The sequence below is a fragment of the Micromonospora sp. NPDC049891 genome, assembly GCF_040660295.1.
Lineage (GTDB): Bacteria > Actinomycetota > Actinomycetes > Mycobacteriales > Micromonosporaceae > Micromonospora.
The window spans coordinates 31,035-57,359 of record NZ_JBFAML010000009.1 but is presented as its reverse complement, the minus strand read 5'-3'; the positions used below and the strand labels follow the sequence as shown (position 1 = coordinate 57,359).

The following is a 26,325-nucleotide window of genomic DNA, read 5'->3' as shown; positions in this document are numbered from 1 at the left end:
CCGGTGCTGGCCAAGGCCGCGTCAACGGTCCTGCTGCCAGGCGGTACGCAGGCCAGCCAGTGCCTGGTGGAACCCCGGGAAGGTCTTCTTGACGCATCCGGGATCATCCAGGGTGATGCCGGGGGTGCGCAGGCCGGTGATGCTGAACGCCATGGCGATACGGTGATCGCCGTGGCACGCGATTCGTGTCGGGCGAGGCTGGGACGGTTGGATCTCGATCCAGTCCCGCCCGACCTCGACGGGAACCCCTAGCGCGCGCAGGTTCTCGGCGCAGGCTTCGAGGCGGTCGCATTCCTTGATCCGGATGTTGTACACGTCCTCGATGCGGACCGGTCCGTCGGCGAACGGCGCGATGGCGGCGAGCGTGGGAACGGTGTCGGAGATGTCGCGCATGTTCACCGTGACGCCGGCCAGCCGCCCACCAGCGACGCCGGTCACGGTCACGCGGTCCTCGGTCAGCAGGACGTTTGCGCCCATCCGCTCGAGCACATGCACGAAGCGCAGATCGCCCTGAAGGCTGCCTGTGCCCAGCCCGGGGACGGTGACGCTGCGCCCGGTAAGCGCGGCCGCCGCAAGGAAGTAGCTTGCCGTGGAGGCGTCTGGCTCGATCCCGTAGTCGGCGGCCGTGTAGGAGTGCGCGGGCACCGTGAAGGTGTCGCCGTCGCGGTGCACGCGTACTCCGAAACGTTCCATCATCGCCACCGTGATGTCTACGTACGGCGCGGAGACGAGATCGGTCACGGTGATGGTGAGTCCGTTGGCGGTGAGCGGACCGAGAAGTAGCAGAGCGGTGAGGAACTGGGAGGACAGTCCGGCGTCCAGGGTGAAGTGCCCGCCCTTGATCCCGTTGGCGTGGATGGTGAGCGGGTGGTGGCCCTCCCGCTCCTGATGAACGACTGTGACTCCGAGATCGCTCAGCGCCCCGGTGAGCGGGCCGAGCGGGCGGCGGCGCATCTGGGCGGACGCGTCGAAGTGGTAGACGCCGTGGCCAGCGGCGGCCAGCACCGGCAGGAACCGCGCCGTCGTGGCGCCGTCGCGGCAGAAGACCGAGGCCTCTGCGACGGCGGGTCCGTGCGCGCGACCCTCGATCGTCCATCTGTCCGGCTCGCGCTTCAGCGCGTAGCCGAGGGCAGCGAGTCCTTCGGCAAATCCGGCCGTGTCGTCAGAGACCAGGGGCCGGCGCAGCACCGAGGTGCCGTGCGCTGCGGCGGCGAGGAACAGCGCGCGGGCGGTGATGGACTTCGAGCCCGGGATATTCGTTGTCGTCACAGCGTCGAGCCTAAGGGCTGTGCAAGCCGCCGCTCGTCGGGATCAGTGCGGTGGACAAACGGCGCGTAGAATATTGGCACAGCTCGATTTAATCGCATCTTTGCCTGGCGTGTCCGCGTGGAGCTGCCCTACCGTCGAGACATGGTCTCACGTCGATCTCTGCTGGGGGCGGTACCGCTCGCCGCCGTCGCCCTCACCGCCGCCCCTGGTCACGCCCGGCTCAACGGGTCGTCCACCTCGACCGTCCCGGGACGCGTACCTCCCGACCCGGCGACGATGCAGGCCGCCGCGTCGGCGGTACGCGGCTTCACCGCCGACCTCTATCGGACGATCGCGTCGAGCCACGCGGGCGGCAACGTGGTGTGTGCGCCGTACTCGGTCCAAGTGGCGCTGGCGATGGCCCGGGCGGGCGCCGGCTCGACCACCGCGGACGAGATGGATGCCGTGCTGCACGCCCCGCATCCGCGACCCGGCACCCTCGACAGCGGTCTGAACACCGTCGACCAGTCACTTGCCGCGCGGTTTCAGGATGGCGACGGGGTGCGGCAGCCCCGGGTGACCACGGCCAACGCCGTGTGGACCCGCCTCGATCTGGGCCTGCGGTCCGGGTTCCAGGACACTCTGGCCGGCTATTACGGTGCCGTCCCGCATCCGGTGGACTTCCGTGGCGCGCCGGAAGCGGCCCGCCAGGAGATCAACGCCTGGGTGTCCGATCGGACCAACGCGAAGATTCCGGAGCTGTTGGTCCCGGACGCGGTGCGCCCCGACACCAGTTTGATGCTCACCAACACGGCCTACCTCAAGGCGGCCTGGTACTACCCCTTCCGGGCGTCGGCCACCGTGGACGAATCGTTCACCCGGGACGACGGCACCGTCGTCCAGGTGCCGATGATGCGCGGCCCGTTCGACCGGATGGGGCATCTGCTGGGCGACGGTTGGCGGGCGGTCGACGTGCCGCTCGCCGGCGACGGGCTGGCCATGGCCATCGTCATGCCGACCCGGGACAACCTCGCCGCGGTCGAGGCGAACCTCGATGCGGCGTGGTTGAGCGCGTTGTTCAGCGGATTCCAGTTCACCGACATTGAACTGCGGATGCCCCGGTGGACGTTCCGCCTGCCGGCCCAGCTGGGCACCGCGCTGAGTGACCTCGGCATGCCCACGGCCTTCACGCAGTACGCCGACTTCACCGGCATGAGCACCACCGATCCGGCGCTGTGCATCGACGACGTGGTGCACGAGACGTTCATCGGGGTGGACGAGAAGGGTGTCGAGGCGGCAGCCGCGTCGGCGGTCATCATCCGGCCACCGTCGATCCCGCAGGGACCGCAGTTCTTCGTGAACCGGCCGTTCCTGTACGTCATCCACGACCGGGTCACCGGCGTACCGCTGTTCCTCGGCCGGGTCCACGACCCGCTGGTCACCGGCTGACCTGCTCAGTAACCCACGGTGAAGTGGCGGCCCCCGCCGGGCCGCTCCACCTCGTCGACGACGGCGACGGCGAGGTCCTCCGCCGAGATCCGGGACGAGCCGTCCGGGGCCACCACGAGGGTGGCCCCGCCGCGTCGGTATCCGCCGGTACGCACCCCGGGTTCGAGGAGAGCGGGTGGGCTGAGATAGACCCAGTCGGCGGGATGGGTCCGGCAGACGTCAAGTTGAGCGGCGCTCGCGGCGGCGATGTCGCGTACCGCTGAAGGCACGTACCGGGGATCGTCGAGCACCAGCCCACCGGACGGACTCCGCAGCGGTGCGGAACCGCCGACCAGCAGGATGCGGATCCCGGTTGCGGCGGCGGCGTCGAGCAGGGCGAGGGTGGTCGCGGTGACGGTGCTCTCCGCGCCCGGCGCGGGGCGGGTGGCGCCCACGACCGTGTCGGCGTCGGTGAACAGGCTCTTCATCAGGTCGGCATCCGCGGCGTCGCCTCTGGCGGCGATCACCTCGGGCGGTAGGGCGGCCGGTCGTCGGCTTCGGAAGATGGCTGTGACGTCGTGTCCTCGATCGAGGGCTTCGCGGACGACGCGCGAGCCGACCATACCGGTGGCTCCGACCACGGTGATCCTCATCGGTTGATCCTTTCCTTGGTGAGTTTGCTTGTGGTTCTGGCCCGCGTGGGGCTGACCTGGCCGGCGACGATCGCGGCGAGGGAGAGCGCGAAGCCGGCCACCTGGATCGGGGTGAGCAACTCGTCGAGCAGCACCGCACCCAGCAGGGCCGCCACCATCGGCGAGAGCAGGGTGAGCACCGCGACGGAGGTGACGGGGAGCGTGGCGATGCCGCGGAACCACAGGATGTAGGCGAGCAGGCCGCCGGGCAGGCCGAGCCAGAGGTAGCCGAGCGCGGCGCTGGCGTCGACGGTGGGCGGCGTCCCCTCGAACAGCAACGTCACCGGCAGCAGGAACAGACCGCCGGCCGCGAGTTGCCAGCCGGCGAACGCCGTGGGTCCCACGCCCTCGGGGCGTCCCCAGCGTTTCGTGAGGGTAATCCCGACTGCCATGGCACCGGCGCCGCCGAATCCGGCCAGCAGCCCGACCGCGTCGAAGGCCGCGTCGGGGCCGATGACCAGCAGCCCGACCCCGGCGACGCCGACGATTCCCCAGGCGAAGCTCCAGGCCGACGGGCGCTGGTGCAGCAGGGTGACGGCCAGGATCGCCACGGCCAGTGGTTGCACCGCGCCGAGCGTGGCGGCCACCCCTCCGGGAAGCCGCTCGGCGGCGACGAACAGCAGTGGCAGGAACACACCGATGTTGAGTACGCCGAGCACCGCCGCCTTGAGCCACCACGTGCCGCGCGGCAGCGTCCGGCCGATCGCCAGTGCGGCCAGGCCCGCCGGCAGTGCCCGGATCAGCCCCGCGAAGAGCGGATGGCCGGCCGGCAGCAGCTCGGTGGTGACCACGTACGTCGTGCCCCACACGGCAGGCGCGAAGGCGGTGGTGGCGGTGGCGGCGAGGCGACCGGCGGTCGGAGGTGGCACCAGGTTCGTCACGCGATTCAGGATCGGCGCTCCGCATTCATGAGTCCAACACATCCTTGTCAGCCCATCCATCGTGATTCACGATTGATGGATGGAGCTTCAACAGCTGCGGTACGTCGTGGCCGTCGCCGAGACGCGGAACTTCACCCGTGCCGCCGAGCGCTGTCTGGTCGTCCAGTCCGCGCTCAGCCATCAGATCGCCCGCCTGGAACGGGAGCTGGGCGCCCGCCTCTTCGACCGGACGAGCCGCCGGGTGCGGATGACCCCGGCGGGTGAGGCGTTCCTCCCGGCGGCCCGTCAGTGCCTGGACGCGGCCGAGCGGGCCGCCGCCGAGGTCGCCTCGGCGGTCGGCGAGATCCGGGGACGACTCACCGTCGGCATGATCCCGACCGTCGCGGCTGTCGACATCCCGGCCGCGCTCGACGCCTTCCACCAGCGGTATCCGCACGTCCGCATCCGGTTGCGTGTCGCCGGCAGCGAACAGCTCATCGACCAGGTCAAGGAGGGCGCTGTCGACATCGGCTTTCTCGGGCTTCCGGTGACCGCCCGGCCCGAAGGGGTCACCGCCAGGCGGTTGGCGTACGACCGGTTGGTGGCCGTGGTCGCGCCGGAACATCCGCTCGCCGGCCAGACCGAGGTCGACCTGGCCCGACTGGCCACCGAGGCGTTCGTGGACCTGCCGGCGGGTACGGCGGGGCGGGCCCAGTCGGACCAGGCGTTCGCCGCCGCCGGAGTGCACCGCGAGGTCGCCTTCGAGGTGAGCACCGTCGACGCCATGATGACCCGGCTCGTCCGCCGGCAGCTCGGCATCGCCCTGCTGCCGTCGAACTACGCACCCCACCTGCCGGGTGTGGTCACCATTCCCGTGCGGGACGCCCCGGCCCGGATCGAGCACCTCATCTGGAACCGGACCACGCTGACCCCGGCGGCGACGGCGTTCCTCACCGAGCTGGACGTCTCAGTCGACGACGGCGGGAGTGGTGGTGACAGCTAAGTCGGCTCGCGTCGCCGTGACCGGGTGCCGACTCGACATTCAGGTCGTGAGGGGGCGGTCCCGACGTGCGTCGGCCAGCACCTCCGCCCACCAGCGCAGCTCGGCCAGGCTCGCGGTCAGGCCACGGGACAGCTCCGCCTCCGGTGTGTAGCGGCCCTGGTCGTCCAGGGCGGTCCACGGCACCCGCAGACCCAGCACCCGGCGGGTCGTCACCACGCTGAGCTCGGCCAGTACGCCGCGCAGATGTTCGATCGCCGCGTACCCACCGTGGACGCCGTAGGCCACGATTGTCGCCGGCTTGAGACGCCACTCGCCGTAGTGCCAGTCGATCAGGCGTTTCAGCGAGGCGGGGTAGCTGTGGTTGTACTCCGGCGTGACGAACACGAACGCGTCGGCTGCGGCTATCCGGTCGGCGACCTCGCTCTTCGGCCCGCCGCCGGGATAGAGGAGGCTGTCGTCGGGCAGCTCCACCTGGGCCACGTCGATCAGGTCGACCGGAGCGGGGTCCAGGGCGGGCGCGGGGTCCAGGGCGGGAGCTGTGGCAGCGGGGTCCAGGGCGGCGGCGACCCAGCGGGCGATCGACGGCCCCATCCGGTCCTTGCGGACGCTGCCCGAGATCACGGCTACCCGTAGGCCGGCGGCGGGGGACAAGCTGCTGTGCTGGTCGGTCGAAATACTCATGTCCGAGACCGTGCAGGTTCAACATATGTTGAAGTCAAGTCGCCCGCGTGCCTATCCTGCCGCCATGACACTGCTTGCGGGTTCCCCTCGGACGTTCAGCGTCGGTGAGGTCGCCGTCGACAGCGGCGTCGCTCCGTCCGCCGTGCGGTTCTACGAGACCCACGGGGTGATCAACGCGGTACGCACTGCCGGCAACCAACGTCGCTTCGACGAATCCGCCGCGTGCCGGATCCAGGTCGCCAAACTCGCCCAGCGGGCCGGTCTGAGTGTCCGCGAGATCGCCGCCCTCTTCGCCGACCTGTCGGCCGATCCGACGCCCGACGAGTGGGCGGATGTCGCCCGTCGGCTGGTGACCGAGGTAGAGGAGCGGGTACGCAACCTCAAGGCGCAGCTCGCCGCGATGGAGTCGGGCGGCCGGTTGTGCGAGATCGGGCGGGACGATCCGGCACGGTGACGCCTCCGCGGACTTGACTTCAACATATGTTGAACCCCGATCGTCGGGGGCATGAGAGATCTCCGAACCCCGACCCCGTCCTCCGCCCAGACGCTTGCCGCCCTCGTCGAGACGGCCACCATCGTCGGCCTCGGCACCAGCACCCGTGAGGCCACCGAGACCTTCCGCCTGGTCGAGGAGACCACGTACGCGCTGATCCGGCGCGGCTTCCGGGTCGTCGCGCTGCTGGACAACCAGCGGGTCGGCGACCTATACGACAGGTACGTCCGGGGCGAGGACGTCGACCTGGACGCGGCGCTCAGCCAGGCGTGGGGTCCGTGGCGTACGACCGAGATGCGCGACGCGCTGGTCCGGCTGCGCCGGCACAACGAGCGTCACCCCGACGATCGGGTACGCGTGATCGCCGTCAACGGGCGCCACACGCTGCCGACCGACTACGACCGGGTCGTGGCGCTGCTCGCCCCGTCGGAACCGGCGACCGCAGCGCGGGTCGGCGAGATCTTCGACGTCATCCGTACCGCCCACGACAACGGTGAGCACGTGCAACGCCTGCGCGGCGCCCACCCGGGCGTGCCCTTCGTCGAACTCGCCCGCACCGCCCGCGACCTGGCCGCCCAGGTTGACGACGGTCCGGGGCGCGACGAGGCACTGCGGCTGATCGAGGGCATCGTCGACTTCCACGCGCACGCCCTCGGCGCCGGATACGACGCGGCAGCGGAGGAGCGTGCGGCGGCCGAACGGATCCTCGACCATCAGCGGGGTACCGGCGACCGGGTCGTGTTCTGGGAGGGCAGCGCCCACGTCGCGGCGCACGGCGACACGATGATGGGCGCACACCTCAGGGCGGCCCTGGGGGAGGGCTACGCGGCCGTCCACCTCACCTTCGGCCACGGCCGGATCCCCGCGACGGACATCCCGCGCCCCGTCCCGTCGTCACTGGAGGCGGTGCTGCTGCACGGCTCCGGTGAACGGATCATCGAGCTGCGCTCCGCCGCCCCCGCAGACCTCGCGGACCGGCTCGACCAGCCGTGGCGGACCCGGCTGATCTCGGGTCTCTACCAGGCCGACCACGACGAGGACCACTACTACGAACTGCCCTCACTCGTCGGCAGCTTCGACGTGATCGCCTTCATCCCCGCCATCACCCCGATCCACCCGTTGCCGCAGTAGAGCGCGCCGGCGGCCGGGGCTACGTGAGTCTCACGAGGATCGTCGGACGTCATACAAATTATGTTTAAGTTCCTCTATGCTTCCGGAAGTCGCACCAGCCCTCCACCACCACCTCCGGAGGAACCATCATGATCGTTTCGAGAGGTCGCCGTCCTCGTCCCCGACGGCTGGCGGCCATCGGCGCGTCAGCTCTCATCCTGGTGGGCGGGGCCTTCCTCGCCCCGCAGGTCCAGGTCGCGGTCGCCGCGCCGGGCGCGGTGACCGCCGAGGCCATCGTCCCGGGTCAGCGCGCCGTGATCACCGGCGTGGCGTCGGGACGATGCCTGGAGGTACCGAACGCGAGCACCACGAACGGCATCCAGACCCAGCTGTGGGACTGCACCGGCGCCAACCACCAGACCTGGACCTACACCGCCGGAAGGCAACTCCAGGTGTACGGCACCAAGTGCCTGGACGCCAACGGCGCCGGCACCAGCAACGGCACCCAGGTGATCATCTGGGACTGCCACGGCGGCACCAACCAGCAGTGGAACGTCAACGCCAACGGCACCATCACCGGCGTGCAGTCCGGGCTCTGCCTGGACGCCAACAACGCCGGCGCCGGCAACGGCACGAAGATCATCCTCTGGTCCTGCCACGGTGGTGCCAACCAGCAGTGGACCTCGCCGGCACCCCCGCCGACGAGCCCGCCGCCCACCCCGCCGGCCGGCTCGCTGCCCTGTGACATCTACGCGGCCGGCGGTACGGCGTGCGTGGCGGCCCACAGCACGACCCGGGCGCTGTACGCCGCGTACCGGGGCAACCTCTACCAGGTGCGACGCTCGTCGGACAACACGACCCGGGACATCGGCCTGTTGACCACCGGCGGCACCGCCAACGCGGCCACGCAGGACTCGTTCTGCGCCGGCACCCAGTGCGTGATCACCGTGATCTACGACCAGTCCGGCCGGGGCAACGACCTGTGGTACCAGGGCTCCACGGTCGTCCCCGGCTCGCCGCAGAGCCGGCCGGCGATCGCCACCACCGAGTCGCTGACCGTCGGGGGTGGCAAGGCGTACTCGCTGTACATCAACCCGGGCAACAGCTACTGGCGCGACGGCCACCTGACCGGCGTGCCGACCGGCAGCGCACCCGAGGGCATGTACATGGTGACAAGTGGCACCCACGTCAACAACGGCTGCTGCTTCGACTACGGCAACAGCGAGACGACCCGCAAGGCCGACGCGGCCGGCGCGATGGACGCGATCAACTTCAGCACCCAGTGCTGGTTCGGCGGCTGCTCCGGAACCGGCCCGTGGGTGCAGGCGGACCTGGAGTGGGGCCTGTTCCCCGGCGGCAGCCAGTCCTGGAACCCGAACCAGCGCTCCTTCCCGCACAAGTTCGTCACCGCCACCCTGAAGAACAACGGCACCACCCGCTTCGCCATCAAGGGCAGCAACGCCCAGTCCGGCAGCCTCTACACGCTCTACGAGGGACCCCTGCCGCCCGGTTACAGCCCGATGAAGAAGCAGGGCGCGATCGTCCTCGGCAGCGGTGGGGACTGCTGCAAACCCGACGGCGGAGCCAACCTCAGCGCCGGCACCTTCTACGAGGGCGCCATGGTCGCCGGCTATCCCTCCGACGCCACCGAGAACGCCGTGCACGCCAACATCGTCGCCGCCGGCTACCGCTGACGGTCTCCGACGGCTCGCGTCGATCACCGGCCGCACCGGGCCGGTGATCGACGCGTAACAAGAGGGATGCGTCGGTGAAACCCTCCGTTGAGATCGTCGGACATCGATCTTGTGCGGGAGGTGGCGGTGACGATACCGACGACACGGCGACAGTTCCTCCAGGCCGTCGGGGTGTCCGGCGGCGCGGGCGTGCTCTACGGGACGATGGGCGCCCTCGGCCTGGCGCCCGCCGCGCAGGCGGCACCACCGTTCCAGGCGCCCACCCGGTCCGACTTCACGCTCACCGGCCGGTCGGCGAAGTCCGTACTTGTGCTCGGGGCCGGCATCGCCGGCCTGGCCACCGCGTACGAGCTGGGCAAGGCGGGCTACCGGGTGCGGCTGCTGGAGGCACGTGACCGGCCCGGCGGGCGCAACTGGACGGTGCGGGGCGGCACCACCGAGACCGACCTGGACGGACGCACCCAGCGGGCCCGCTTCGCCGACGGTCAGTACCTCAACGCCGGCCCGGCCCGCATCGCCCAGCACATGGTGACCCTCGACTACTGCCGGGAACTCGGCGTGCCGATCGAGATCTTCGGCAACCAGAACGCCGACGCCTACTACGTCAACGAGAACGCCGGGGCGCTCTCCGGCCGCCCGATCCGGCACCGCGAGGCCAAGGCGGACGTCTACGGGTATGTTTCCGAACTGCTCGCCAAGGCCACCGACCAGGGTGCCCTCGACACCTACCTGACCGGTGAGGACAAGGAACGGCTGCTGGAGTTCCTGCGCGGTTTCGGCGCGATCGGCGGCCGGGTGGCCGACGACCCGGCGGCCAGCTGGCGGTACGCGGGCACCAACCGACGCGGCTACCTGGTGGAGCCGGGCGCCGGCTTCGAGGCGGGCACCCCCAAACTCACCCCGTACCCACTGACGGACGTCCTGGCCAGCGGCGTCGGCCGCTACATCTCCTTCGAGTTCGGCTACGACCAGGCGATGCTGATGTTCCAGCCGGTCGGTGGGATGGACCGCATCGCGTACGCCCTCGAAGCGGCGGTGGGTCGCCGCCTCGTCACCTACGGCGCGCAGGTGCGGTCCATCTCCAACACCGGCTCCGGTGTCACAGTGGTCTACGACGGGCCGGGTGGTCGGACGCGTACCGCCACCGCCGACTTCTGCGTCTGCACCATCCCACCGCAGGTGCTGGCCAAGATCCCGTCCAATCTCACCCAACCGGTCCGGGACGCGTTGGCCTACGCGGTTCCGAACGCCACCGGCAAGATCGGCCTGCAGTACCGGCGACGGTGGTGGGAGCAGGACGAGAACATCTACTCCGGCATCACCAACACCAACCTGGACCTCGCCACCATCTGGTACCCCTCCTACGGCTACCACGGGGCGAAGGGTGTGGTGGTCGGCTACTACAACTTCGGTGCCAACGCCCAGGCGTACGCGGCGCTGACGCCCGCCGAGCGGGAGGCCCGCGCCGTCGCCCAGGGCGTGCAGATCCACGGCGAGGCGTACCGGACGGAGCTGGAGACCTCGTTCTCGGTGGCCTGGGACCGCACCCGCTACTCCGAGGGCGGCTGGGTGTCGTGGCCGTCGCGCACCAGCGGGCAGTACGGCCGGCTGCTGGAGCCGGACGGCCGGGTCTACTTCGCCGGTGACCACCTCAGCCACTACATCGCCTGGCAGGCCGGGGCGTTCGAGTCCGCCCGCAAGGTCGTCACCGACCTGCACGCCCGGGTCATGTCCAGCTGAACCCCGACAGCCCGACCCCGACGAAACGGCGTCACCTGCGAAAAGTGCCCGACCGACGGGCACGTCGCGGGCCTTGGTGATCGACTGTGTCCAATAGCATGGCCCGCATGGTCGTAATCCGCTGGCGGGGCGGGCCTGGTCGTCGACGGCCCGGGCCGAGCCCGGGTCATCGGCGGGTCGAGGCAGCCCTGCGATGACCCAGCCGGCCCCCGGTGCGGCCCGTCCCGCCGCGTGGTGGCTGCGGGTCGTCTTCGGGGTGATCGGCCTGGTCGCCTCGGTGCTCGGCTACGTCGGCCTGGAACGCCTGTCCCAGGTACGGCCCGAGGCCATCGCGGACCGGTACGACATCCTCTACTACGACCTGCAACTGTTCTTCCTCAGCGCCGAACTCTTCGAGGAACCCGGCCCCTACCCGTGGCAGTTGCAGGTCGCCCGGTTCATGGCTCCACTGTTCACCCTGCTGGCGGTGGCCGAGGCCGGTCGGCTGCTGCTGGCTGCGGAGATCCGGCGACGGCGGGCCCGGCGGGCCAGTGGCCACGCCGTCGTCTGTGGCGACTCGCAGTTCGCCCACATGCTCGCCGACCGGCTGTTCGCCGACGGCGACCGGGTGGTCGTCGTACGCTCCGAACCGTTCGGTCCCCTGGAGTACCGCCGACGCCGCTACCTCGGTGTGGTCGGCGATCCGACGAACGAGGAGGTGTTGCGGGGTGCCGGCCTGCCCCGGGCACACACCGTCTACGCCTGCACCGACGACGACGACCGCAACCACGCGATCGCCAACACCGCCAACCGGCTGATCCAGGACCGGCGGCACCCGCCCCGGGTCTACGTGCAGGTGCACGACCCGGAGATGTGCCTGTCGTTGCAGGCCCGGCGGCTCGGTGCCGCCGGGTCCAGCCGGCTGCGGTTGGATTACTTCCACGTCGACGACATCGCGGCCCGGGCGCTGCACCGGCACCATCCGCTGCCGTCGGCCCCGGACCGGCCGACGACCGTCCTCATCGCCGGTGACGGCAGCTTTCGTCGGGCCCTGCTGGTGGAGACCGCCCGGCACTGGCGGGCACACCAGGCCGATCAGGGCGGGCCCGACCGTCGGCTGCGGGTGGACCTGGTGGCACCGGACGCCCGCGCCGAACTCGCCCTGGCCAGTTCCCGCTACCCGTTCCTGAACGACGTCTGCCGGCTGGCCGGGTACGACCGGAACATCGACGGGCTGATCGGGCTGGACCAGTTCGCCCCCGGCAGCTACGACCGGATCTACATCTGCGCCACCGACGAGGTCAGCGGCCTGCACTTCGCCCTGGACACCCCCGCGCTGTGGCGCGGCGCGCGCAGCATCGTCTTCGTGCCGGTCTACCGGCAGGCGGCCCTCGCCGCCGCGTTCCACGGCGACGCCCGCCACGACCTGCTCGACGAGGTGCACGGCAAGCTGCGGTTGTACCCGGTGCTGACGCAGGCCTGCGATGCCCGGCTGATCGCCGAGGACCTCACCGAACGGCTCGCCCAGCAGATCCACGTCCGGTACCTGCACGCCCAGCAGCGGGCCGGGGTACGCCTCGGTGACGCGCCCGCCATGGTGCCCTGGTCCCGGCTGCCGGAGTCGCTGCGCCGCGCCAACCGCAGCCATGTCCAGGACATCGCCGCCAAACTGCTGAACCTGGGCTGCGTGGTGGCGCCCCGGCACGGCGGTGCCGGTGACGCCTCGGCCGCCGGCCGGGCCATCGACGACCGGGTGGAACAACTGGCCCGGCTCGAACACGAACGGTGGTGCCGGGAGCGGCGCTCCGACGGCTGGACGTACGGTGAGCCGCGCGACGAGGTCCGACGGCGGCATCCCGCGCTGCGGCCGTGGGACGAGTTGCCCCCGGCCGTGCAGGAACAGAACCGGGAGGAGATCCGGGCCTTGCCCGACGTGCTGTCCGACAGCGGGTTCGAGTTGATCCGGTTGAGTCCCGCGGTACCCGCGCAGCGGGAGGGAGCGGCCGATGCTGCCTGATCGCGGACCGGTCCGCGTCGGGGTCACCGGGCACATCAACCTGACCCCGGCCACCGAGCGGCTGGTCGCCGAGGCCATCGGCGTCGAGCTGCGCCGGATCAGCGACCGGCCGGTGCACGGTGTCACCTGCCTGGCGGCCGGCACCGACCAGATCTTCGCCCGCGCGGTCCTGGACGGCGGTGGCACGTACGAGGTGATCCTGCCGGCCCCCGACTACCGGGACACGATCGCCCCGGCGCGCCGGGCCGCCTTCGACGAGTTGCTCGCACGGGCGACCGAGGTGATCCACACCGGCCACCGCACCTCCGGCACCGCCGCCTACGTGGCCGCCAACCGCCAGCTGCTGCTGCGGGTGCGGCGGCTGCTGGCGGTCTGGGACGGCGAGCCGGGCTGCCACGACGCGTCGACCGACCGGACCGTCGGCTGGGCCCGTGAGCGGGGCATCCCCACCACGATCATCTGGCCGGCCGAGGCGCGGCGGTCCGCGGCGGGATGAGCCCCGGGCGGTCGCCGCCCACGCTGGCGGGGCAGTGACCTTCTCGAACGGTATGTCACGCAGACATCGTCATGTCGCGGTGACATGACCCTCGGCGGGGTTGCCGCCCGCCGCCGTGGTGTCCGTCGCGCGGCCCGTGGCCACGGAGAGCCAGAAGACGCCGTGCCCGGCGACGCCGAGGTCGTACTCGCCCGAATCCGGTACGCGCGGGAACTCGGCACCGCCCATCAGCTCGCGTGGCCGGCGGCCGACGTGCGAGGTCAGGGCCAGGGTCGTGGTCTGCGGGTAGCGGGAGAAGTTGAACAGGCAGAGCACCTCCTCGCCGGGTTCACCGCGCAGGAACGCCAGCACGGCCGGATTCGTGGAGCGGACGATCCGGCAGCCGGGCCGGGAGAACGCCGGCCAGGCGTGCCGGGTCTCGATCAGCTTCTCGACCACGTGCAGCAGCGACGAACGCGAGCGGAGCTGATTCTCCACGTTCACCGCCATGTAGCCGTAGATCGACTCGTGGATCGGGGGTGCCGGCAGGTTCTCCGGCTGCGCCACCGAGAAGCCACCGTTGCGGTCCGGGGCCCACTGCATCGGCGTGTTGAACGCCAGGTGGCCCGGCAACGCCAGGTTCTCACCCATGCCGATCTCGTCGCCGTAGTACAGCACCGGCACGCCGGGCATCGACAGCAGCAGGGCGAAGGCGAGTTCCAGCTGCCCCCGGTCGTCGTTGAGCAGGGTCGCCGTGCGGCGCCGAATGCCTGTCGCACCCCGCATCCGGGCCAGCGGCGCGTACGCGTGCAGCAGGTCGTCGCGTTCCCGCTCGTGCAGCAGACCCAGCGACATCTCGTCACCGTTGCGCAGGAACACCGCCCAGTGCCGGTCGGCCGGTTGCTCGCCCATCTGCGCCAGCACCCGGGACACCGGCCGGTGTGCCTCCCGCCGCATGGCCAGCAGCAGGCTCGGCATCAGCGAGGCGTACATCACCAGGTGGCACTCGGGGTGTTCGACGGTGCCGAAGTAGGAGCCGGCCCCCTCCGGCCAGTCCTCGCTCCAGGCGATCAGGATCCGGTCCGGGTACGTCGCGTCCAACCAGGACCGCAGCTCGCGTAGGTAGCCGTGGGTCTCGTCCAGCCCCTTGCTGGAGGTGCCGCTGCGCTCGAACAGGTACGGGACGGTGAGCAGGCGCAGCCCGTCGACGCCCTGGCGGAGCCAGAAGGCCATCACGTCGCGCATCGCCGCGCGCACCTCGGGCGCGTCGTAGTTCAGGTCCGGCTCTGCTCGGCCGTAGCGGTGCCAGTAGTACTGGCGGCGTCGACTGTCGTAGGTCCACCCCGCGCCGTGACTGCCGAGCGGGTCGTCGGCCTCGGCGTAGTCGTCACCGCTGTCACTCCAGACGTAGAAGTCCCCGTACGGTCCGGCCGGGTCGTCGCGGGAGGCCTGGAACCACGCGTGCGTGTCGCTCGTGTGGTTGAGGACCAGGTCCAGCACCACCCGCAACCCCTGCCGGTGGGCGAGGCTGAGCAGCTCCAACAGGTGCGACGGCGCGCCGAGCCCCTCGTCGATCGCCTCGAAGTCGGCGGCCGCCCGATCGTCCCCCGGCGTCGGGGCCGCCATGATCGGGTTGAGCAGCAGGCAGTCGACGCCGAGCCGGCGCAGATAGTCCAGCTTCTCGGTGACACCCCGCAGGTCACCGTGGCCGTCCCCGTCTGAGTCGTAGAAGAACCGGACGTTGACCTCGTAGAAGGTGCTGCCGGCCGCCCAGCCCGGCTCGCCCGGCGGCTCCGGTGGCTCGGGATCCTCGGCGACCTCGGCCCGGGTGAGCCGCAGCCGGCCCGACAGGGCCTGGCGGGCGCGCTCGGCCACCCGCTCCGCCGGATCCCGTTCCAGGGTCTCCAGCGTCTCGAAGGCGGCGACCAGCTGTTCCCGGCTGCGCTGGTGGCCGTACGCCCAGTTGCTCAGCTCGTCCACGGCCAGCACCCGGGCCGCCGCGAGCCGGCTGCGGGTGAGCGCCAGCAGCTCCTCCGGGATCAGCTCGGGCCGGCGCGGCGCGTTGCTGAGGATGAGATCCCCGACGCCGGCGGCACGCATCTGAGGCGTCTGTCGGCGCTCCCGGTCGACCATCCGCACGGCCGCGTACTCGAACGCCTCCCGCACGCTGATGATCCCGTTGCCGTCCCGGTCGGCGCCGCCGGTGCGCAGCCCTTCCAGGAACGGACCGGAGAACGCCGACGGCAGCGCGTGCTGCTTGTGGCCGTCACCCTCGTGGGCCAGCTCGGTGGCCCCGGCGGAGACCACGACGATGCGACTGCGGTCCCCGCGCTGCTTGAGATCGCCGAAGGCGCCCGCGTGGCAGCAGTCGAGGATCAGCACCAGTTCGCCGGCTCGGCACTCGTCGACCCAGTGCCGGAACTCGTCGGTGGGTACCGAGGTCGGTGGGAGCCGCTCGGGGTCGGTGTCGGTGGCGGTGAGATAGAGCCGGTGATCGTGGTGCAGCCGCCCGTGGCCGGAGTAGTAGACGAGCAGGAAATCGTGCGGATCGGCGCTTGTCAGGAAGTCGTAGAGGGCGAGCTGGAGGCGGTACGAGTCGGCGTCCAGGAGATCGCGTACGTCGTCGAAGGCCCCGAGCGCCGGATCCCGCAGCAGCCGGGCCCAGTCCTTCAGGTCGCTGGCGGGGGAGTCGAGGGTGGGCAGCGCCTCGTTGGCGTAGCTGCCCACCCCGACCAGCAGCGCCCGCTTCACCATGAACCCGCCGGGTCAGTCACCGTCGACCTTCTCGGGCACTGCCGCCGTACCCTGCCGGGGCACCGACACCGACTTGATCAGCTCGGCCAGGGTCTTCTCCGACACGTCCCGGATGTCGATCTCGGTGCCGTCGGGGAGGGTCATCCGCAGCCGCTTGCCCTTGTTGCGGTCCTGATAGCGCTTGATGACCTCGGCCAGGTGCCGGATGTCCGCCGCCGCCCGCTTCACCGTCGGCACGGTGAACACGGCGAGGGCCAGTACGCCGAAGATGTAGCTCGCGGTGTCCCGGGTACCCGGAGCGGCCTGGGCGGTCAGCTCGCTCGCCTCGACCCCGGAGAGCTGGTTCAGGTGTTCCTTGAGATGGCGTGCCTGCTCGGCCAGCTCCTCGTCGCTGACCGGCTCGTCCGACCCCACCCGCAAGATCAATCCATCGATCATGATCCCATCGTGGTCGGTGTCACTACACCGTGCAAGGGCCTCCACGGCCGGATGCGGGTCAGGGCCGCGTGTGACGGGCATCCGACAGAACCCGGGCGAATGCCGACCGGCGGCCGGTGCTGTCCGTTCCGCTGATGCCAATTCGTCGTACCCAGGGAGTAGACCGACCAGGACCGATACCTGCCCGGTGGGACGGACGCGGAGACCGCCCGCCGGCCCGACGAAGACGAGAGGACGCGCAGATGAGTGGTGTACGCGTACTGGTGGGGACGCGCAAGGGTGCGTTCATCCTGACCTCCGACGGCAGACGCGACAGCTGGAATGTCGACGGGCCGCACTTCGGGGGCTGGGAGATGTACCACCTCACCGGGTCGCCGGCCGACCCGGACCGGCTCTACGCCTCCCAGTCCGGCGGCTGGTTCGGTCAGCTGATCCAGCGCTCGGACGACGGCGGCCGCACCTGGACCACTGTCGACAACGACTTCGCCTACGCCGGCGACGTCGGCGACCACCTCTGGTACGACGGAACGCCGCGTCCGTGGGAGTTCAAGCGCATCTGGCACCTCGAACCGTCCCGCGACGACCCGGACACCGTCTACGCGGGCGCGGAGGACGCGGCGCTCTACGTGTCGAACGACGGCGGCGGCAAGTGGACGGAGCTGACCGCCCTGCGCACCCACCCGAGCGGGCCGTCCTGGCAACCCGGAGCGGGCGGCCTCTGCCTGCACACGATCATCCTGGACCCGGTCCACCCGGGTCGGATCTACACCGCCATCTCGGCGGCCGGCGCGTTCCGCAGCGACGACGGCGGCACCAGCTGGCTGCCGATCAACAAGGGGCTGCGGTCGGGGGAGATTCCCGACCAGGACTCCGAGGTCGGCCACTGCGTGCACCACATCACCCAGCACCCGTCGCGGCCCGACACCCTGTTCATGCAGAAGCACTGGGACGTCATGCGCAGTGACGACGCCGGGGCGAACTGGCGTGAGGTCAGCGGCAACCTGCCGTCGGACTTCGGCTTCCCGATCGCGGTGCACGCCCACGAGCCGGAGACCATCTACGTGGTGCCGATCAAGAGCGACTCCGAGCACTACCCGCCGGAGGGCAAGCTGCGCGTCTACCGCAGCCGCACCGGCGGCGACGAGTGGGAGCCGCTGACCGAGGGGCTGCCGCAGTCAGACTGCTACGTGAACATCCTGCGCGACGCGATGGCCGTCGACACGCTCGACCCCTGCGGCATCTACTTCGGCACCACCGGTGGCCAGGTCTACCGCTCCGCCGACGGCGGCGACAGCTGGGCGCCGATCGTCCGGGACCTGCCGCCCGTGCTCTCCGTGGAAGTTCAGGTGCTGCCGTGATCCGGGTCGTCCTCCCGGCTCACCTGAAGACCCTCGCCGGGGTGACCGGTGAGGTGCGTGTCGAGGTGGCCGGCCCCGGGCCGGCCACCCAGCGCCTGGTGCTCGACGCCATCGAGGCGCGGTACCCGATGCTGCTCGGCACCATCCGCGACCGGCACAGCGGCAAGCGCCGCGCCTTCGTCCGCTTCTACGCCTGCGAGGAGGACCTGTCCAACAGTCCACCCGACACGCCCCTGCCCGAGCGGGTCGTCGCCGGCGAGGAGCCGTTCATCGTCCTCGGCGCGATGGCCGGGGGATAGCGCGGACGGTGGCCGCGGTGCAGAGGTCGGGGTTCAGAGGCCGCGGGCGAACAGCGCCAGGCGTACCCGGTTGGGGCTGCCCGTCTTGGTCATCAGGCTGGTGATGTGGGATTTGACGGTGGTGACGCCGATGTGCAGCCGCTCGGCGATCTCGCCGTTGGACAGCCCGTCGGCGACCAGGTCCAGCACCTGCTGCTCCCGGGTGGTCAGCCCGGTCACCGGCGCCGGCGTCCCGGTGCGGGCCTGCACGGCGCGCTGCACCAGCCGGCGCAGCACCTCCTGGCTGAACGGACTGTCGCCCGTCGCGGCCCGGCGCACCCCGTCCAGCAGATCCGTCGGCGGTGCGTCCTTGAGCAGGAAACCACAGGCACCGGCGGTCAACGCCGGGTAGAGATGGTCGTCATCGCCGAACGTGGTGAGCACCAGGACGCGGGCGGCGGGACGGTCGGCCAGGATCCGGCTGGTCGCGGAGATGCCGTCCATGCCCGGCATGCGCAGGTCCATCACCACGACGTCGGGCACCAGCCGCGCGGCGAGGGTGATCGCGTCGCGGCCGTTGTCGGCCTCGCCGACGACCTCGATGTCCGGCTGGGCCTCGCAGAGCATGCGCAGGCCGGCCCGGATGAGATGCTGGTCGTCGACGAGCAGCACCCGGATCATGCGCGCTCCGTCGCACGCGGTTCGGCGCGGGTCTCGTCCACCCCGGTCGACGGCGCGGCGTCAGGCACCCCGGTCGGCGCGGTGGCATCGGGCACCCCGGCCAGCGGCGTGGCATCAGGCATCCCGGTCGACGGCGCGGCGTCAGGCATCCCGGTCGGCGGCGTGGCATCAGGTACCCCGGCCGGTGCGTCCAAGGCCGACGGCGTGGCTGGAACACCTGCCGACGGTGCCGAGGCGGCTGTCCCGGCCACCTGGTTACCGGCGGGCAGCACGGTGGCCACCCGCCACCCCGTGCCGGTCGGTCCGGCGGTCAGCTGGCCGCCGAGGACCTCGACCCGTTCGCGCATGCCGGTGATGCCGTGGCCGCCGCCGACCGGCACCGTGGCGGGCACCCAACCACGCCCGTCGTCGGCCACCTCCCAGTGGACGGCACCGTCGACAACGCTCACCGACAGGCGTGCCACAGCGGCGGCACCGGCGTGCTTGGCCACGTTCGTCAGCGCCTCCTGGCTGAGCCGCAGCACCGCCAGGCCGCGTACCGCGTCGAGGGTGCCGACCGCCGGGTCGATGTCGGCGACCACTGTGACACCGGCCTGGCGGGCCCGGTCCACAGCGGCGCCGAGCGCGGCCGGCAGCGCCGACGGTTCGATCGCGGTCAGCGCGGCGTCGCCGCGTACGCCGTCGGGGTCGCGCAGCACCGCGACCAGCCGGCGCAGGTCGGCGAGGGCCGCGCTGCCGGTGCCGTGCACGTCGTCGAAGACCGCACCCACCCGGGGATCCAGGTCGGTCAGCACGTGCCGGGCCACCCCGACCCGCAGCACCATCGACGCCACGTGGTGCGCGACCACGTCATGCAGCTCCCGGGCGATGGCGCCACGTTCGTCGGCCCGTGCGGCGCGGCTCTCCGACTCACGCCGCCGTTGTTCCTCCTCGGCCCGCCGCCGCGACTGCTGTCCGAGTTCCCGGGTGGTGCGGATGACCAGCCCGAGCAGCAGCGGTACGCCGACCTCCGGCAGCAGCCCGAACACACCGGAGAGCAGGCGCGGCAGCGGATCGCCGATCGAGTCGGTCAGGTCGACGATGGCCAACAGCCCCGCCGCCAGCCAGATGGTCCGGCTCCGGCGGGCGGCCATTGTCAGTTCGAGCAGCGCCCAACTGGCACCCACCTGATTGATCATGAAGTCGTCGACCAACCAGATCGCGACCGCCAGCAGCGCGGCCTGCCCCAGCAGGTTGACAAGTGGCCGCTGGTGCAGCGCCAGCCCGACCGCGAAGGCGAACACCGCGAGGAGCAACTGGGTGTTCGTCGGCGCGACCGGGGCGCCGAAGAAGAGATAGCCCAGGCCGGAGAGGACGAGCAGCACCATCCGCGCAAGGCTGTCGCGCGCGTCGAACAGCCGTCCCAACCAGGCCACGGGCTCAGCCTAGGCGGTGCGGGTCGAGGCCAGAAGCGGCCGGCGGGCGTGCCCATCTGGTGCGCACGCCCAGATAGGCGGCCAGGCCGAGCGGACCCAGCAGGATCGTCAGCACCAGCACCGGCGCCATCACCAGTGACGGGATCGCCCGGTCCCGGCTGTCGAGCCACGCCCACCGGCCGACGAACAGGTCGAAAGCGATCATGTGTGCCCAGGCCGCCGCCGCGCCGTCGGCACCGCCCAGCAACTCCCGTACGCCGTCGAGGGTGGGGGAGACCACCGCCGGCAGGACCTCCCCGAACGCCGGGACCACCAGGATCGCGTAGATCGCCACGACCGGTGCCACGATCAGCGGTGACCGGATGATCCGGTGGGTCACCGTCCAGTTCGGCAGCAGGATCATCAGCGCCCAGAAGGGTGCCGCCACCGCGAAGGTCAGCGTGAACAACGTGGCGCTCACGCGGTCACCTCGGCCCGCGAGTCACCCTCGACCCGGTCGCCGTCTGGTCCCGCTGACCGCGCCACCCCCGGGCCCGCCGCTCGCTGTGCACCCGTGCCCGACCGGTGATCACCCGGAGCCGCCAGGTGTCCGGCTCCGGTCGTCGGAACCCGACGTCCTGCCAGCACACCGCCGGCAGCGGCGACGGTCACGACCGCCAGCCCCGCGACGGCGGCCAGGGTGAGCGTGTCCGGGCGCAGCAGCGGCTGCCCACGCAGGGCCTGCCAGGTCAGCAGGATGGTCGCGGCACCGTAGCCGACGCCCACCACGAGCAGCAGCCGCGCCCGGGTACGCTCGTCCAGCCGGCCACCCGCGAACCGGCTCAGCAGCAGCGCCAGGATCGGCAGCACCTGCATCCCGTGCAGCCCGACGAAGTGCCCGATCCGCAGGTCACCGCCGGTCGTGCTCCAGCCGACGAGCGGTAGCCCCGGCCCACCGTCCGGCACCCCCACACTGTGCGCCCCGGCGATGCCCTCCATCACCGGAGCCTGATCCGGCAGCGTCATCGGTATCGCCACCAGCATGCCGAGCGCGGCCAGCGCGAGCCCGAGCCCGATCGCGTACCGGCCGGCCCGGCCGGCGACCGGCTGCCGCAGCACCGCGACGCCGATGACGACGTGCGCGACGAAGAGCACCATGATCGCCGCACCCATCAGCTGCCACAGCACGGCGTTGAACGGGGTCGTCTCGTTGTAGTGGCTGGTGGTGCCGCGGAGCACCTGGCCGACGATGATGCTCATCTCCACCACACCCATGGCGACCACGACGGTGACCGCCCACTCCGCGATCCGGCTGCGGCGATGCAGCAGGGAGAGCAGCCAGGCCAGGGTGCCGCCGTACAGCACGAAGGACACCGAGAACTTGAACGGCTTGAGCCAGATCGGCGCGCCGGTCAGGACCCGCTGGTCGGCGACGATGCCGACCGCGCAGACGACGGCGAGCACCGCCATCGCCGAGACGAAGACCATCAGGGGGCGGTGCCGGTACGCCCGCCGCGACAGGTTGTCAGTCATGTCTGTAGATGCTGCTGGGTGTACGGGCGGCCGTCGCCCGACCGCGGGTCCCGACCGCGGCCGTTGGGTGGGTGGCCGTCTCCTCCCTGGGTAGGAGAGGAAGAACGTACCCGGAAGCAGGGCCAACGCCCCTGTCGGCTGGCCAGCGATGGTGGCAGCCTGGCGGGGTGAGGAGGCGATCATGACCACCCTGAAGAAGAAGACGCACTGGACTGTCGACGACGTGATGACCCGCGACGTCATGTCGGTGCGGCCCGACACCTCGTACCGCGAGGTGGTGGACGCGCTGGTGAGCAGCGGCGTGAGCGCGGCACCCGTGGTGGACGCGGAGGGCCACGTCCTCGGCGTGGTGTCCGAGGCCGACCTGTTGCACAAGATCGAGGCGGCGGGGGACGAACGGCACCGTCGGATCATCGGCGTTCGGCGGGTGGCGGCGAAGGCGCAGGCCAATGTCGCCGCCGACCTGATGACCGCGCCGGCCGTCGTGGTCGAGCCGACGGCGTCGGTCGCCGCGGCGGCTCGACGGCTGGAGGCCGAACAGGTCAAACGGATGCCGGTCGTGGACACCGACCGGCGGCTCATCGGAATCGTGTCACGGCGGGATCTGCTGCGGATCCACACCCGGCCGGATGCGGAGATCAGCGCCGACGTCGTCGACAACGTCCTGCGCAGCCTGTGGATCGACCCGAACACCGTGACGGTCGCGGTGGTGGACGGCGTGGTGACGTTGTCCGGCACCGTCGAGAGTCGTAGCCTCGCCGGCATCGTGGCCGATCACACCGCTGGGCTCGCCGGCGTTGTCGAGGTGATCGACGAGCTGGCCTGGGAGCGCGACGACGCAGAGCTGATCGGCTCCCGGGGCTACGCGTTCGGCACCGCCGAGCACCTCATGCGGCCCTCGCGTGACTGACCGGCTCCGGCGTCCCGACGTGGTGGAGTACCCGGCCCGGCAGGTGGCGGGCCGGGGACCCGGCTGGTACCGGGGCGACGTCCACCTGCACACGGTGCTCTCCACCGGCGGCGAACTCACAGCGGGGCAGCTCGCCGCCGCCGCCCGCGAGGTAGGGCTGGACTTTGTCGCCACCACCGAGCACAACACCTCGGCCGGGCACGGTGACTGGAGCCGGTACGCGGGTGACGACCTGCTGGTGATCCTCGGCCAGGAGGTCACCACCCACACCGGGCACTGGCTCGCCCTCGGCCTCGACCCCGGACACCAGGTCGAGTGGCGGTACGGCGTACGCGACGACGCCATCGACCGGCAGTTGGCCCGGGTACGCGGACCGGGCGGACTCTGCGTGGCCGCGCACCCGTACGCGCCGTACGAGTCCGGCACCCTGGCCTACCCGTACCGGTACTTCGACGCGGTGGAGGTCTGGAACGGACAGTGGCGCTCGGACCTGCCCTGGAACGCCGACAACGAGGCGGCGCTTGCCGAATGGGGGCGTAACCTCGGCCACGACATCCATCAGGGACGGTGGTGGCCGGCGGTCGGCAACAGCGACGCCCACCTGGCCGGCCAGCTCGGCACACCGCACACCGTGGTCTTCGCCGACGAGTTGAGCGTCGACGCGGTCCTCGCCGGCCTGCGGGCCGGCCGGAGCTGGATCGCCGGCTCCACCGCCGTCGACCTGGAACTCACCGCCGTGACCGGTGACCGCGCTGTCGGCGTCGGTGCCCGGCTGGACTCCGCCGGCGAACCGGTCGAGGTACGGGTGCGGGTGTCCGGGGTACCGTCCGGCACCGTCAGCCTGCACACCGAACGCGGCACCGTGCTCCGCGAGCGGCTTCCCGCCGACGGGGCGGGCACCGTCCGCTGGCGTACCGCGGCGCGGGACGGCGGTTTCGTCCGGGCCGAGGTGCGCCATCCGGACCGGCAGATGGCAGCCCTGACCAACCCCGTCATCCTGGCCTGATCGGCGTCGCCCGTCACGCCGGTCGCTGGCACCCCGTCACATTCCGGGTGCTGCCGGGGTCGAGGGGGTGAACCTTCAGGAAGGGGAGCGGCATGGGGGAGTCCGCCTGGTTGGCCGAACGGTTCGAGCAGCAGCGGCCGTACCTGCACTCGGTGGCCTACCGGATGCTCGGATCGCTCGGCGAGGCGGAGGACGCCGTGCAGGAAACCTGGCTACGGCTGTCCCGTACCGACGCCGACGAGGTGGACAATCTCGCCGCCTGGCTGACCACCGTGGTCGCCCGAGTGTGCCTGAACATCCTGCGTACCCGGCAGCGGCGGCGCGAGGAGCCGCTGGACGTCCGGGTACCCGATCCGGTGATCGCACCCGCCGGCCCCGACGATCCCGAGCACGCCGCCGTGCTGGCCGATTCGGTGGGACTGGCGCTGCTGGTGGTGCTCGACACGCTGACCCCCGCCGAACGCCTCGCGTTCGTCCTGCACGACATGTTCGGGGTGCCGTTCGACGAGATCGCGCCGATGATCGACAGGTCCCCGGCCACCACCCGACAGTTGGCCAGCCGGGCCCGTCGTCGGGTACGCGGGCAGGCGCCGCCTGTCGACACCGACCTCGCCCGGCAGCGCGTGGTCGTCAGCGCGTTCCTCGCCGCCGCCCGGGACGGCGACATCGAGGGGCTCGTCGCCGTCCTGCATCCGGACGTGGTGCTCCGTGCCGACGGCGGCGCCACCCGTACCCGGCACACCACCGTGATCACCAGCGCGCGGGCGGTGGCCGCCCAGGCCACGGCCTTCGGCAGGTTCTCGCCGTTCGCCCGCCACGCGGTGATCAACGGCACCGCCGGAGTGGTCGTCATGGCGGCGGGTCGACCGCTGTCGGTCATGGCGTTCAGCGTCCGGGACGGGCGCATCGCCGAGATCGATGTGATCGCCGACCCGCAACGCCTGGCCTCCTTCGACCTCTCCGCCTTCGCCGACTGACCCGCCGGCCGCCGGGTCGATGCGCAGCCGGTCGGCACGCGCCGGGTTCGCGGTGGTTCAGCGCAGCGCGGCGTACGCCAGCGGCGCGCGGACGTCGTCCCAGGTGCCGGTCAACGTGGCGCCGGCCGGGGCGGCGGCGGACCCGGGGCGGCGGATCACCCCCAACTCGACGGCGTCGGTGACGATGAGCGTCGGGTCGCCGTCCACCACCCGGCGCACCGCCCCGACCGTGGGCAGGTCGGCGGCGGAAGCGTCACTGGTGATGCCCATGCTCGGCGCGCGCACCTCCCGCCGGCCGTCAACCTCGAAGTACTCCTCGGCCTGCCCGGTGCCGGCCAGGATGGCGGCGGCCAGGGCGGCCGCGTACACCGGGTCACCCACCGCGTCGTAGACCCAGCGGCGGCCCAGCACCGAGTGCTCGGTGCTGCCCACCAGCCACTCGTCGGCACCGTCCAGCGGCGCCCCACGGTAGGTCAACGGCACCTGGTGCACCGGGCCGTCACCGCCCCGGACCAGCAGCGTCTCAATGCCCACCTGCCCGGCCGGGTCGTCGAACCGGTACGCGGCCACCCGCGTCACGTCGCCGCTGCCCGCGTACCAGTCGCGGGTCGGCAGCCAGGTCGCCAGCAGTTCCAGCTTGGTGGGACGGATGTCCGCTCGATGCAACAACGCCATGTGCCGCATCGTACGCAACGCCAGGACCAGCCGGCGGCCCGTGGCACGGCCGGAAAACGGTGGCACCGGCGCTGTGTCCGGGCACAGACTCGGCCGATGATGGACCAGATCCGGCGGCTCGTCGAACTCCTCAAGGACGTGCTCGGCGACCGGCTCGTCGGCGCCTACCTGCACGGCTCGGCCGTCCTCGGCGGACTGCGGCCCGCCAGTGACATCGATGTGCTCGTCGTCGTCGCGCGGAGCCTGACCGACCGGGAGCGGCGGCTGCTGCTCGACGGGCTGCTGGCCGTCTCTGGTCCGGTGCACCAGGCCCGTCCGGTCGAGTTGACAGCTGTCGTCGCCGCCGAGGTGTGGCCGTGGCACTACCCGTCGACAGTGGACTTCCAGTACGGCGAGTGGCGGCGCGAGGCGTACCTGTCCGGTGTGGTCCCGCAACCGGAGACGATGGCGGACCTGGCGCTGCTGGCCACGGCGGCCCGTGCCGGCGATCATCCTTTGGTCGGACCGCCTCCGGCGAAGGTGCTGGCTCCGGTGCCCCGGGCCGATGTGGTGAGGGCGAGCCTGGCCGGCGTACCGGGACTGCTGGACGACCTCGACGGTGACACCCGCAACGTGCTGCTCACCCTCGCCCGCGTCTGGTTCACGGTGGCCACCGGGGAGGTCCGTACCAAGGACGCCGCAGCCGACTGGGCCCTGGCCCGTCTGCCCCCGGAACACCGGCCGGTCCTGGCCCATGCCCGCCAGTTGTACCTGGACTGCCGTTACGAGCAGGAGCGCTGGAGTGAAGCCCTGCGGGCCCAGGTCCGCCCGCACGTCCACGAGGTGCTGCGCCACCTCGAACAGGCCGTGCGGCCGGGTGGGATCCACCCCTGATAGGGCGGTGACTCGTACGCGTGATCGA

24 protein-coding genes and 1 pseudogene are annotated in these 26,325 nt (G+C 71.4%); 14 read left to right on the top strand and 11 right to left on the bottom strand.

The window, feature by feature from the left end:
* Positions 1-21 precede the first annotated feature (21 nt).
* The gene (gene aroA / locus AB0I71_RS14005) at positions 22-1,269 is read right to left on the bottom strand and encodes a 3-phosphoshikimate 1-carboxyvinyltransferase (protein WP_357584402.1); all 1,248 of its coding nucleotides are present in this window, start codon (positions 1,267-1,269) and stop codon (positions 22-24) included.
* A 141-nt stretch (positions 1,270-1,410) separates the two neighbouring features.
* Here aroA and AB0I71_RS14000 point away from each other — a divergent pair, with 141 nt between their 5' ends.
* On the top strand, positions 1,411-2,697 hold the full coding sequence (locus AB0I71_RS14000; RefSeq protein WP_357584400.1) for a serpin family protein: 1,287 nt from the start codon (positions 1,411-1,413) through the stop codon (positions 2,695-2,697).
* A 5-nt stretch (positions 2,698-2,702) separates the two neighbouring features.
* Here AB0I71_RS14000 and AB0I71_RS13995 read toward each other — a convergent pair whose 3' ends face one another.
* Positions 2,703-3,329, bottom strand: coding sequence for an NAD(P)H-binding protein (locus AB0I71_RS13995; protein ID WP_357584398.1), 627 nt, complete (start codon positions 3,327-3,329; stop codon positions 2,703-2,705).
* The gene (locus AB0I71_RS13990) at positions 3,326-4,249 is read right to left on the bottom strand and encodes an EamA family transporter (protein ID WP_357584396.1); all 924 of its coding nucleotides are present in this window, start codon (positions 4,247-4,249) and stop codon (positions 3,326-3,328) included. The genes AB0I71_RS13995 and AB0I71_RS13990 overlap by 4 nt, the downstream gene beginning before the upstream one ends.
* A gap of 79 nt (positions 4,250-4,328) precedes the next feature.
* On the opposite strand from AB0I71_RS13990, the gene AB0I71_RS13985 reads away from it, so the two are divergent.
* Entirely contained in the window at positions 4,329-5,231 is a 903-nt protein-coding gene (locus tag AB0I71_RS13985) for a LysR family transcriptional regulator (protein ID WP_357584394.1), read from the top strand.
* Between the two features lie 39 nt (positions 5,232-5,270).
* On the opposite strand, the gene AB0I71_RS13980 is transcribed toward AB0I71_RS13985, so the two are convergent.
* Positions 5,271-5,912 (bottom strand): NAD(P)H-dependent oxidoreductase, encoded by a 642-nt coding sequence (locus tag AB0I71_RS13980; protein ID WP_357584392.1) that lies wholly within the window; start codon positions 5,910-5,912, stop codon positions 5,271-5,273.
* A gap of 64 nt (positions 5,913-5,976) precedes the next feature.
* Here AB0I71_RS13980 and AB0I71_RS13975 point away from each other — a divergent pair, with 64 nt between their 5' ends.
* The 6 genes from AB0I71_RS13975 (at position 5,977) to AB0I71_RS13950 (ending at position 13,441) form a co-directional block, all read left to right on the top strand.
* Entirely contained in the window at positions 5,977-6,366 is a 390-nt protein-coding gene (locus tag AB0I71_RS13975) for a MerR family transcriptional regulator (protein WP_357584390.1), read from the top strand.
* Between the two features lie 51 nt (positions 6,367-6,417).
* Complete coding sequence (locus tag AB0I71_RS13970) at positions 6,418-7,536, top strand: erythromycin esterase family protein (RefSeq protein WP_357584388.1); 1,119 nt, start codon at positions 6,418-6,420, stop codon at positions 7,534-7,536.
* 128 nt (positions 7,537-7,664) lie between these two features.
* Positions 7,665-9,209 carry an arabinofuranosidase catalytic domain-containing protein gene (locus AB0I71_RS13965; protein WP_357584386.1) on the top strand — a complete coding sequence of 515 codons (1,545 nt, stop codon included), beginning with the start codon at positions 7,665-7,667 and terminating at the stop codon, positions 9,207-9,209.
* A 126-nt stretch (positions 9,210-9,335) separates the two neighbouring features.
* A complete protein-coding gene (locus AB0I71_RS13960) occupies positions 9,336-10,949 on the top strand; it encodes a flavin monoamine oxidase family protein (protein ID WP_357584384.1) in 1,614 nt (537 codons plus the stop codon).
* Positions 10,950-11,142: 193 nt separating this feature from the next.
* A complete protein-coding gene (locus AB0I71_RS13955) occupies positions 11,143-12,945 on the top strand; it encodes a RyR domain-containing protein (RefSeq protein WP_357584382.1) in 1,803 nt (600 codons plus the stop codon).
* The gene (locus AB0I71_RS13950) at positions 12,935-13,441 is read left to right on the top strand and encodes a hypothetical protein (protein ID WP_357584380.1); all 507 of its coding nucleotides are present in this window, start codon (positions 12,935-12,937) and stop codon (positions 13,439-13,441) included. The genes AB0I71_RS13955 and AB0I71_RS13950 overlap by 11 nt, the downstream gene beginning before the upstream one ends.
* Positions 13,442-13,510: 69 nt before the next feature.
* On the opposite strand, the gene AB0I71_RS13945 is transcribed toward AB0I71_RS13950, so the two are convergent.
* Together AB0I71_RS13945 and AB0I71_RS13940 are read right to left on the bottom strand one after the other, a co-directional pair.
* On the bottom strand, positions 13,511-16,174 hold the full coding sequence (locus AB0I71_RS13945; RefSeq protein WP_357584378.1) for an alpha-amylase family glycosyl hydrolase: 2,664 nt from the start codon (positions 16,172-16,174) through the stop codon (positions 13,511-13,513).
* 12 nt (positions 16,175-16,186) lie between these two features.
* Entirely contained in the window at positions 16,187-16,612 is a 426-nt protein-coding gene (locus AB0I71_RS13940) for a hypothetical protein (RefSeq protein WP_357584376.1), read from the bottom strand.
* Between the two features lie 242 nt (positions 16,613-16,854).
* On the opposite strand from AB0I71_RS13940, the gene AB0I71_RS13935 reads away from it, so the two are divergent.
* Positions 16,855-17,970, top strand: coding sequence for an exo-alpha-sialidase (locus AB0I71_RS13935; RefSeq protein WP_357584374.1), 1,116 nt, complete (start codon positions 16,855-16,857; stop codon positions 17,968-17,970).
* Complete coding sequence (locus AB0I71_RS13930; RefSeq protein WP_357584372.1) at positions 17,967-18,269, top strand: MoaD/ThiS family protein; 303 nt, start codon at positions 17,967-17,969, stop codon at positions 18,267-18,269. The genes AB0I71_RS13935 and AB0I71_RS13930 overlap by 4 nt, the downstream gene beginning before the upstream one ends.
* A gap of 33 nt (positions 18,270-18,302) precedes the next feature.
* Here AB0I71_RS13930 and AB0I71_RS13925 read toward each other — a convergent pair whose 3' ends face one another.
* The 4 genes and pseudogenes from AB0I71_RS13925 to AB0I71_RS13910 all read right to left on the bottom strand — a co-directional run bounded on the left by AB0I71_RS13925 (position 18,303) and on the right by AB0I71_RS13910 (position 21,856).
* Positions 18,303-18,929, bottom strand: coding sequence for a response regulator transcription factor (locus AB0I71_RS13925; protein WP_357584370.1), 627 nt, complete (start codon positions 18,927-18,929; stop codon positions 18,303-18,305).
* Between the two features lie 263 nt (positions 18,930-19,192).
* Positions 19,193-20,344, bottom strand: a pseudogene (locus AB0I71_RS13920) (histidine kinase); the annotation flags it as partial.
* A gap of 4 nt (positions 20,345-20,348) precedes the next feature.
* Positions 20,349-20,804: an ABA4-like family protein gene (locus tag AB0I71_RS13915; RefSeq protein ID WP_357584368.1), complete on the bottom strand. Its 456-nt coding sequence runs from the start codon at positions 20,802-20,804 to the stop codon at positions 20,349-20,351.
* Complete coding sequence (locus AB0I71_RS13910; RefSeq protein WP_357584366.1) at positions 20,801-21,856, bottom strand: hypothetical protein; 1,056 nt, start codon at positions 21,854-21,856, stop codon at positions 20,801-20,803. Before AB0I71_RS13910 ends, AB0I71_RS13915 begins: the two co-directional genes overlap by 4 nt.
* Positions 21,857-22,037: 181 nt before the next feature.
* On the opposite strand from AB0I71_RS13910, the gene AB0I71_RS13905 reads away from it, so the two are divergent.
* The 3 genes from AB0I71_RS13905 (at position 22,038) to sigJ (ending at position 24,749) form a co-directional block, all read left to right on the top strand.
* On the top strand, positions 22,038-22,766 hold the full coding sequence (locus tag AB0I71_RS13905; RefSeq protein WP_357584364.1) for a CBS domain-containing protein: 729 nt from the start codon (positions 22,038-22,040) through the stop codon (positions 22,764-22,766).
* The gene (locus AB0I71_RS13900) at positions 22,759-23,772 is read left to right on the top strand and encodes a CehA/McbA family metallohydrolase (protein ID WP_357584362.1); all 1,014 of its coding nucleotides are present in this window, start codon (positions 22,759-22,761) and stop codon (positions 23,770-23,772) included. Before AB0I71_RS13905 ends, AB0I71_RS13900 begins: the two co-directional genes overlap by 8 nt.
* A 92-nt stretch (positions 23,773-23,864) precedes the next feature.
* Complete coding sequence (gene sigJ, locus AB0I71_RS13895) at positions 23,865-24,749, top strand: RNA polymerase sigma factor SigJ (RefSeq protein WP_357584360.1); 885 nt, start codon at positions 23,865-23,867, stop codon at positions 24,747-24,749.
* A gap of 57 nt (positions 24,750-24,806) precedes the next feature.
* Here sigJ and AB0I71_RS13890 read toward each other — a convergent pair whose 3' ends face one another.
* A complete protein-coding gene (locus tag AB0I71_RS13890; RefSeq protein WP_357584358.1) occupies positions 24,807-25,424 on the bottom strand; it encodes a hypothetical protein in 618 nt (205 codons plus the stop codon).
* Between the two features lie 96 nt (positions 25,425-25,520).
* Here AB0I71_RS13890 and AB0I71_RS13885 point away from each other — a divergent pair, with 96 nt between their 5' ends.
* Positions 25,521-26,297, top strand: a complete 777-nt coding sequence (locus AB0I71_RS13885; protein ID WP_357584356.1) for an aminoglycoside adenylyltransferase family protein — start codon at positions 25,521-25,523, stop codon at positions 26,295-26,297.
* The last annotated feature ends 28 nt before the right edge of the window (positions 26,298-26,325 follow it).

Bases quoted from the DNA above. Each gene is read 5' to 3' on its own strand.
- AB0I71_RS13955 (WP_357584382.1), top strand. From the start codon at position 11,143: ATGACCCAGCCGGCCCCCGGTGCGGCCCGTCCCGCCGCGTGGTGGCTG.
- AB0I71_RS13885 (WP_357584356.1), top strand. From the start codon at position 25,521: ATGATGGACCAGATCCGGCGGCTCGTCGAACTCCTCAAGGACGTGCTC.
- sigJ (WP_357584360.1), top strand. From the start codon at position 23,865: ATGGGGGAGTCCGCCTGGTTGGCCGAACGGTTCGAGCAGCAGCGGCCG.
- AB0I71_RS13970 (WP_357584388.1), top strand. From the start codon at position 6,418: ATGAGAGATCTCCGAACCCCGACCCCGTCCTCCGCCCAGACGCTTGCC.
- AB0I71_RS13925 (WP_357584370.1), bottom strand. From the start codon at position 18,929: ATGATCCGGGTGCTGCTCGTCGACGACCAGCATCTCATCCGGGCCGGC.
- AB0I71_RS13950 (WP_357584380.1), top strand. From the start codon at position 12,935: ATGCTGCCTGATCGCGGACCGGTCCGCGTCGGGGTCACCGGGCACATC.
- AB0I71_RS14000 (WP_357584400.1), top strand. From the start codon at position 1,411: ATGGTCTCACGTCGATCTCTGCTGGGGGCGGTACCGCTCGCCGCCGTC.
- AB0I71_RS13905 (WP_357584364.1), top strand. From the start codon at position 22,038: ATGACCACCCTGAAGAAGAAGACGCACTGGACTGTCGACGACGTGATG.
- AB0I71_RS13975 (WP_357584390.1), top strand. From the start codon at position 5,977: ATGACACTGCTTGCGGGTTCCCCTCGGACGTTCAGCGTCGGTGAGGTC.
- AB0I71_RS13890 (WP_357584358.1), bottom strand. From the start codon at position 25,424: ATGGCGTTGTTGCATCGAGCGGACATCCGTCCCACCAAGCTGGAACTG.
- AB0I71_RS13965 (WP_357584386.1), top strand. From the start codon at position 7,665: ATGATCGTTTCGAGAGGTCGCCGTCCTCGTCCCCGACGGCTGGCGGCC.
- AB0I71_RS13945 (WP_357584378.1), bottom strand. From the start codon at position 16,174: ATGGTGAAGCGGGCGCTGCTGGTCGGGGTGGGCAGCTACGCCAACGAG.
- AB0I71_RS13985 (WP_357584394.1), top strand. From the start codon at position 4,329: ATGGAGCTTCAACAGCTGCGGTACGTCGTGGCCGTCGCCGAGACGCGG.
- AB0I71_RS13935 (WP_357584374.1), top strand. From the start codon at position 16,855: ATGAGTGGTGTACGCGTACTGGTGGGGACGCGCAAGGGTGCGTTCATC.
- AB0I71_RS13940 (WP_357584376.1), bottom strand. From the start codon at position 16,612: ATGATCGATGGATTGATCTTGCGGGTGGGGTCGGACGAGCCGGTCAGC.
- AB0I71_RS13995 (WP_357584398.1), bottom strand. From the start codon at position 3,329: ATGAGGATCACCGTGGTCGGAGCCACCGGTATGGTCGGCTCGCGCGTC.
- AB0I71_RS13980 (WP_357584392.1), bottom strand. From the start codon at position 5,912: ATGAGTATTTCGACCGACCAGCACAGCAGCTTGTCCCCCGCCGCCGGC.
- AB0I71_RS13910 (WP_357584366.1), bottom strand. From the start codon at position 21,856: ATGACTGACAACCTGTCGCGGCGGGCGTACCGGCACCGCCCCCTGATG.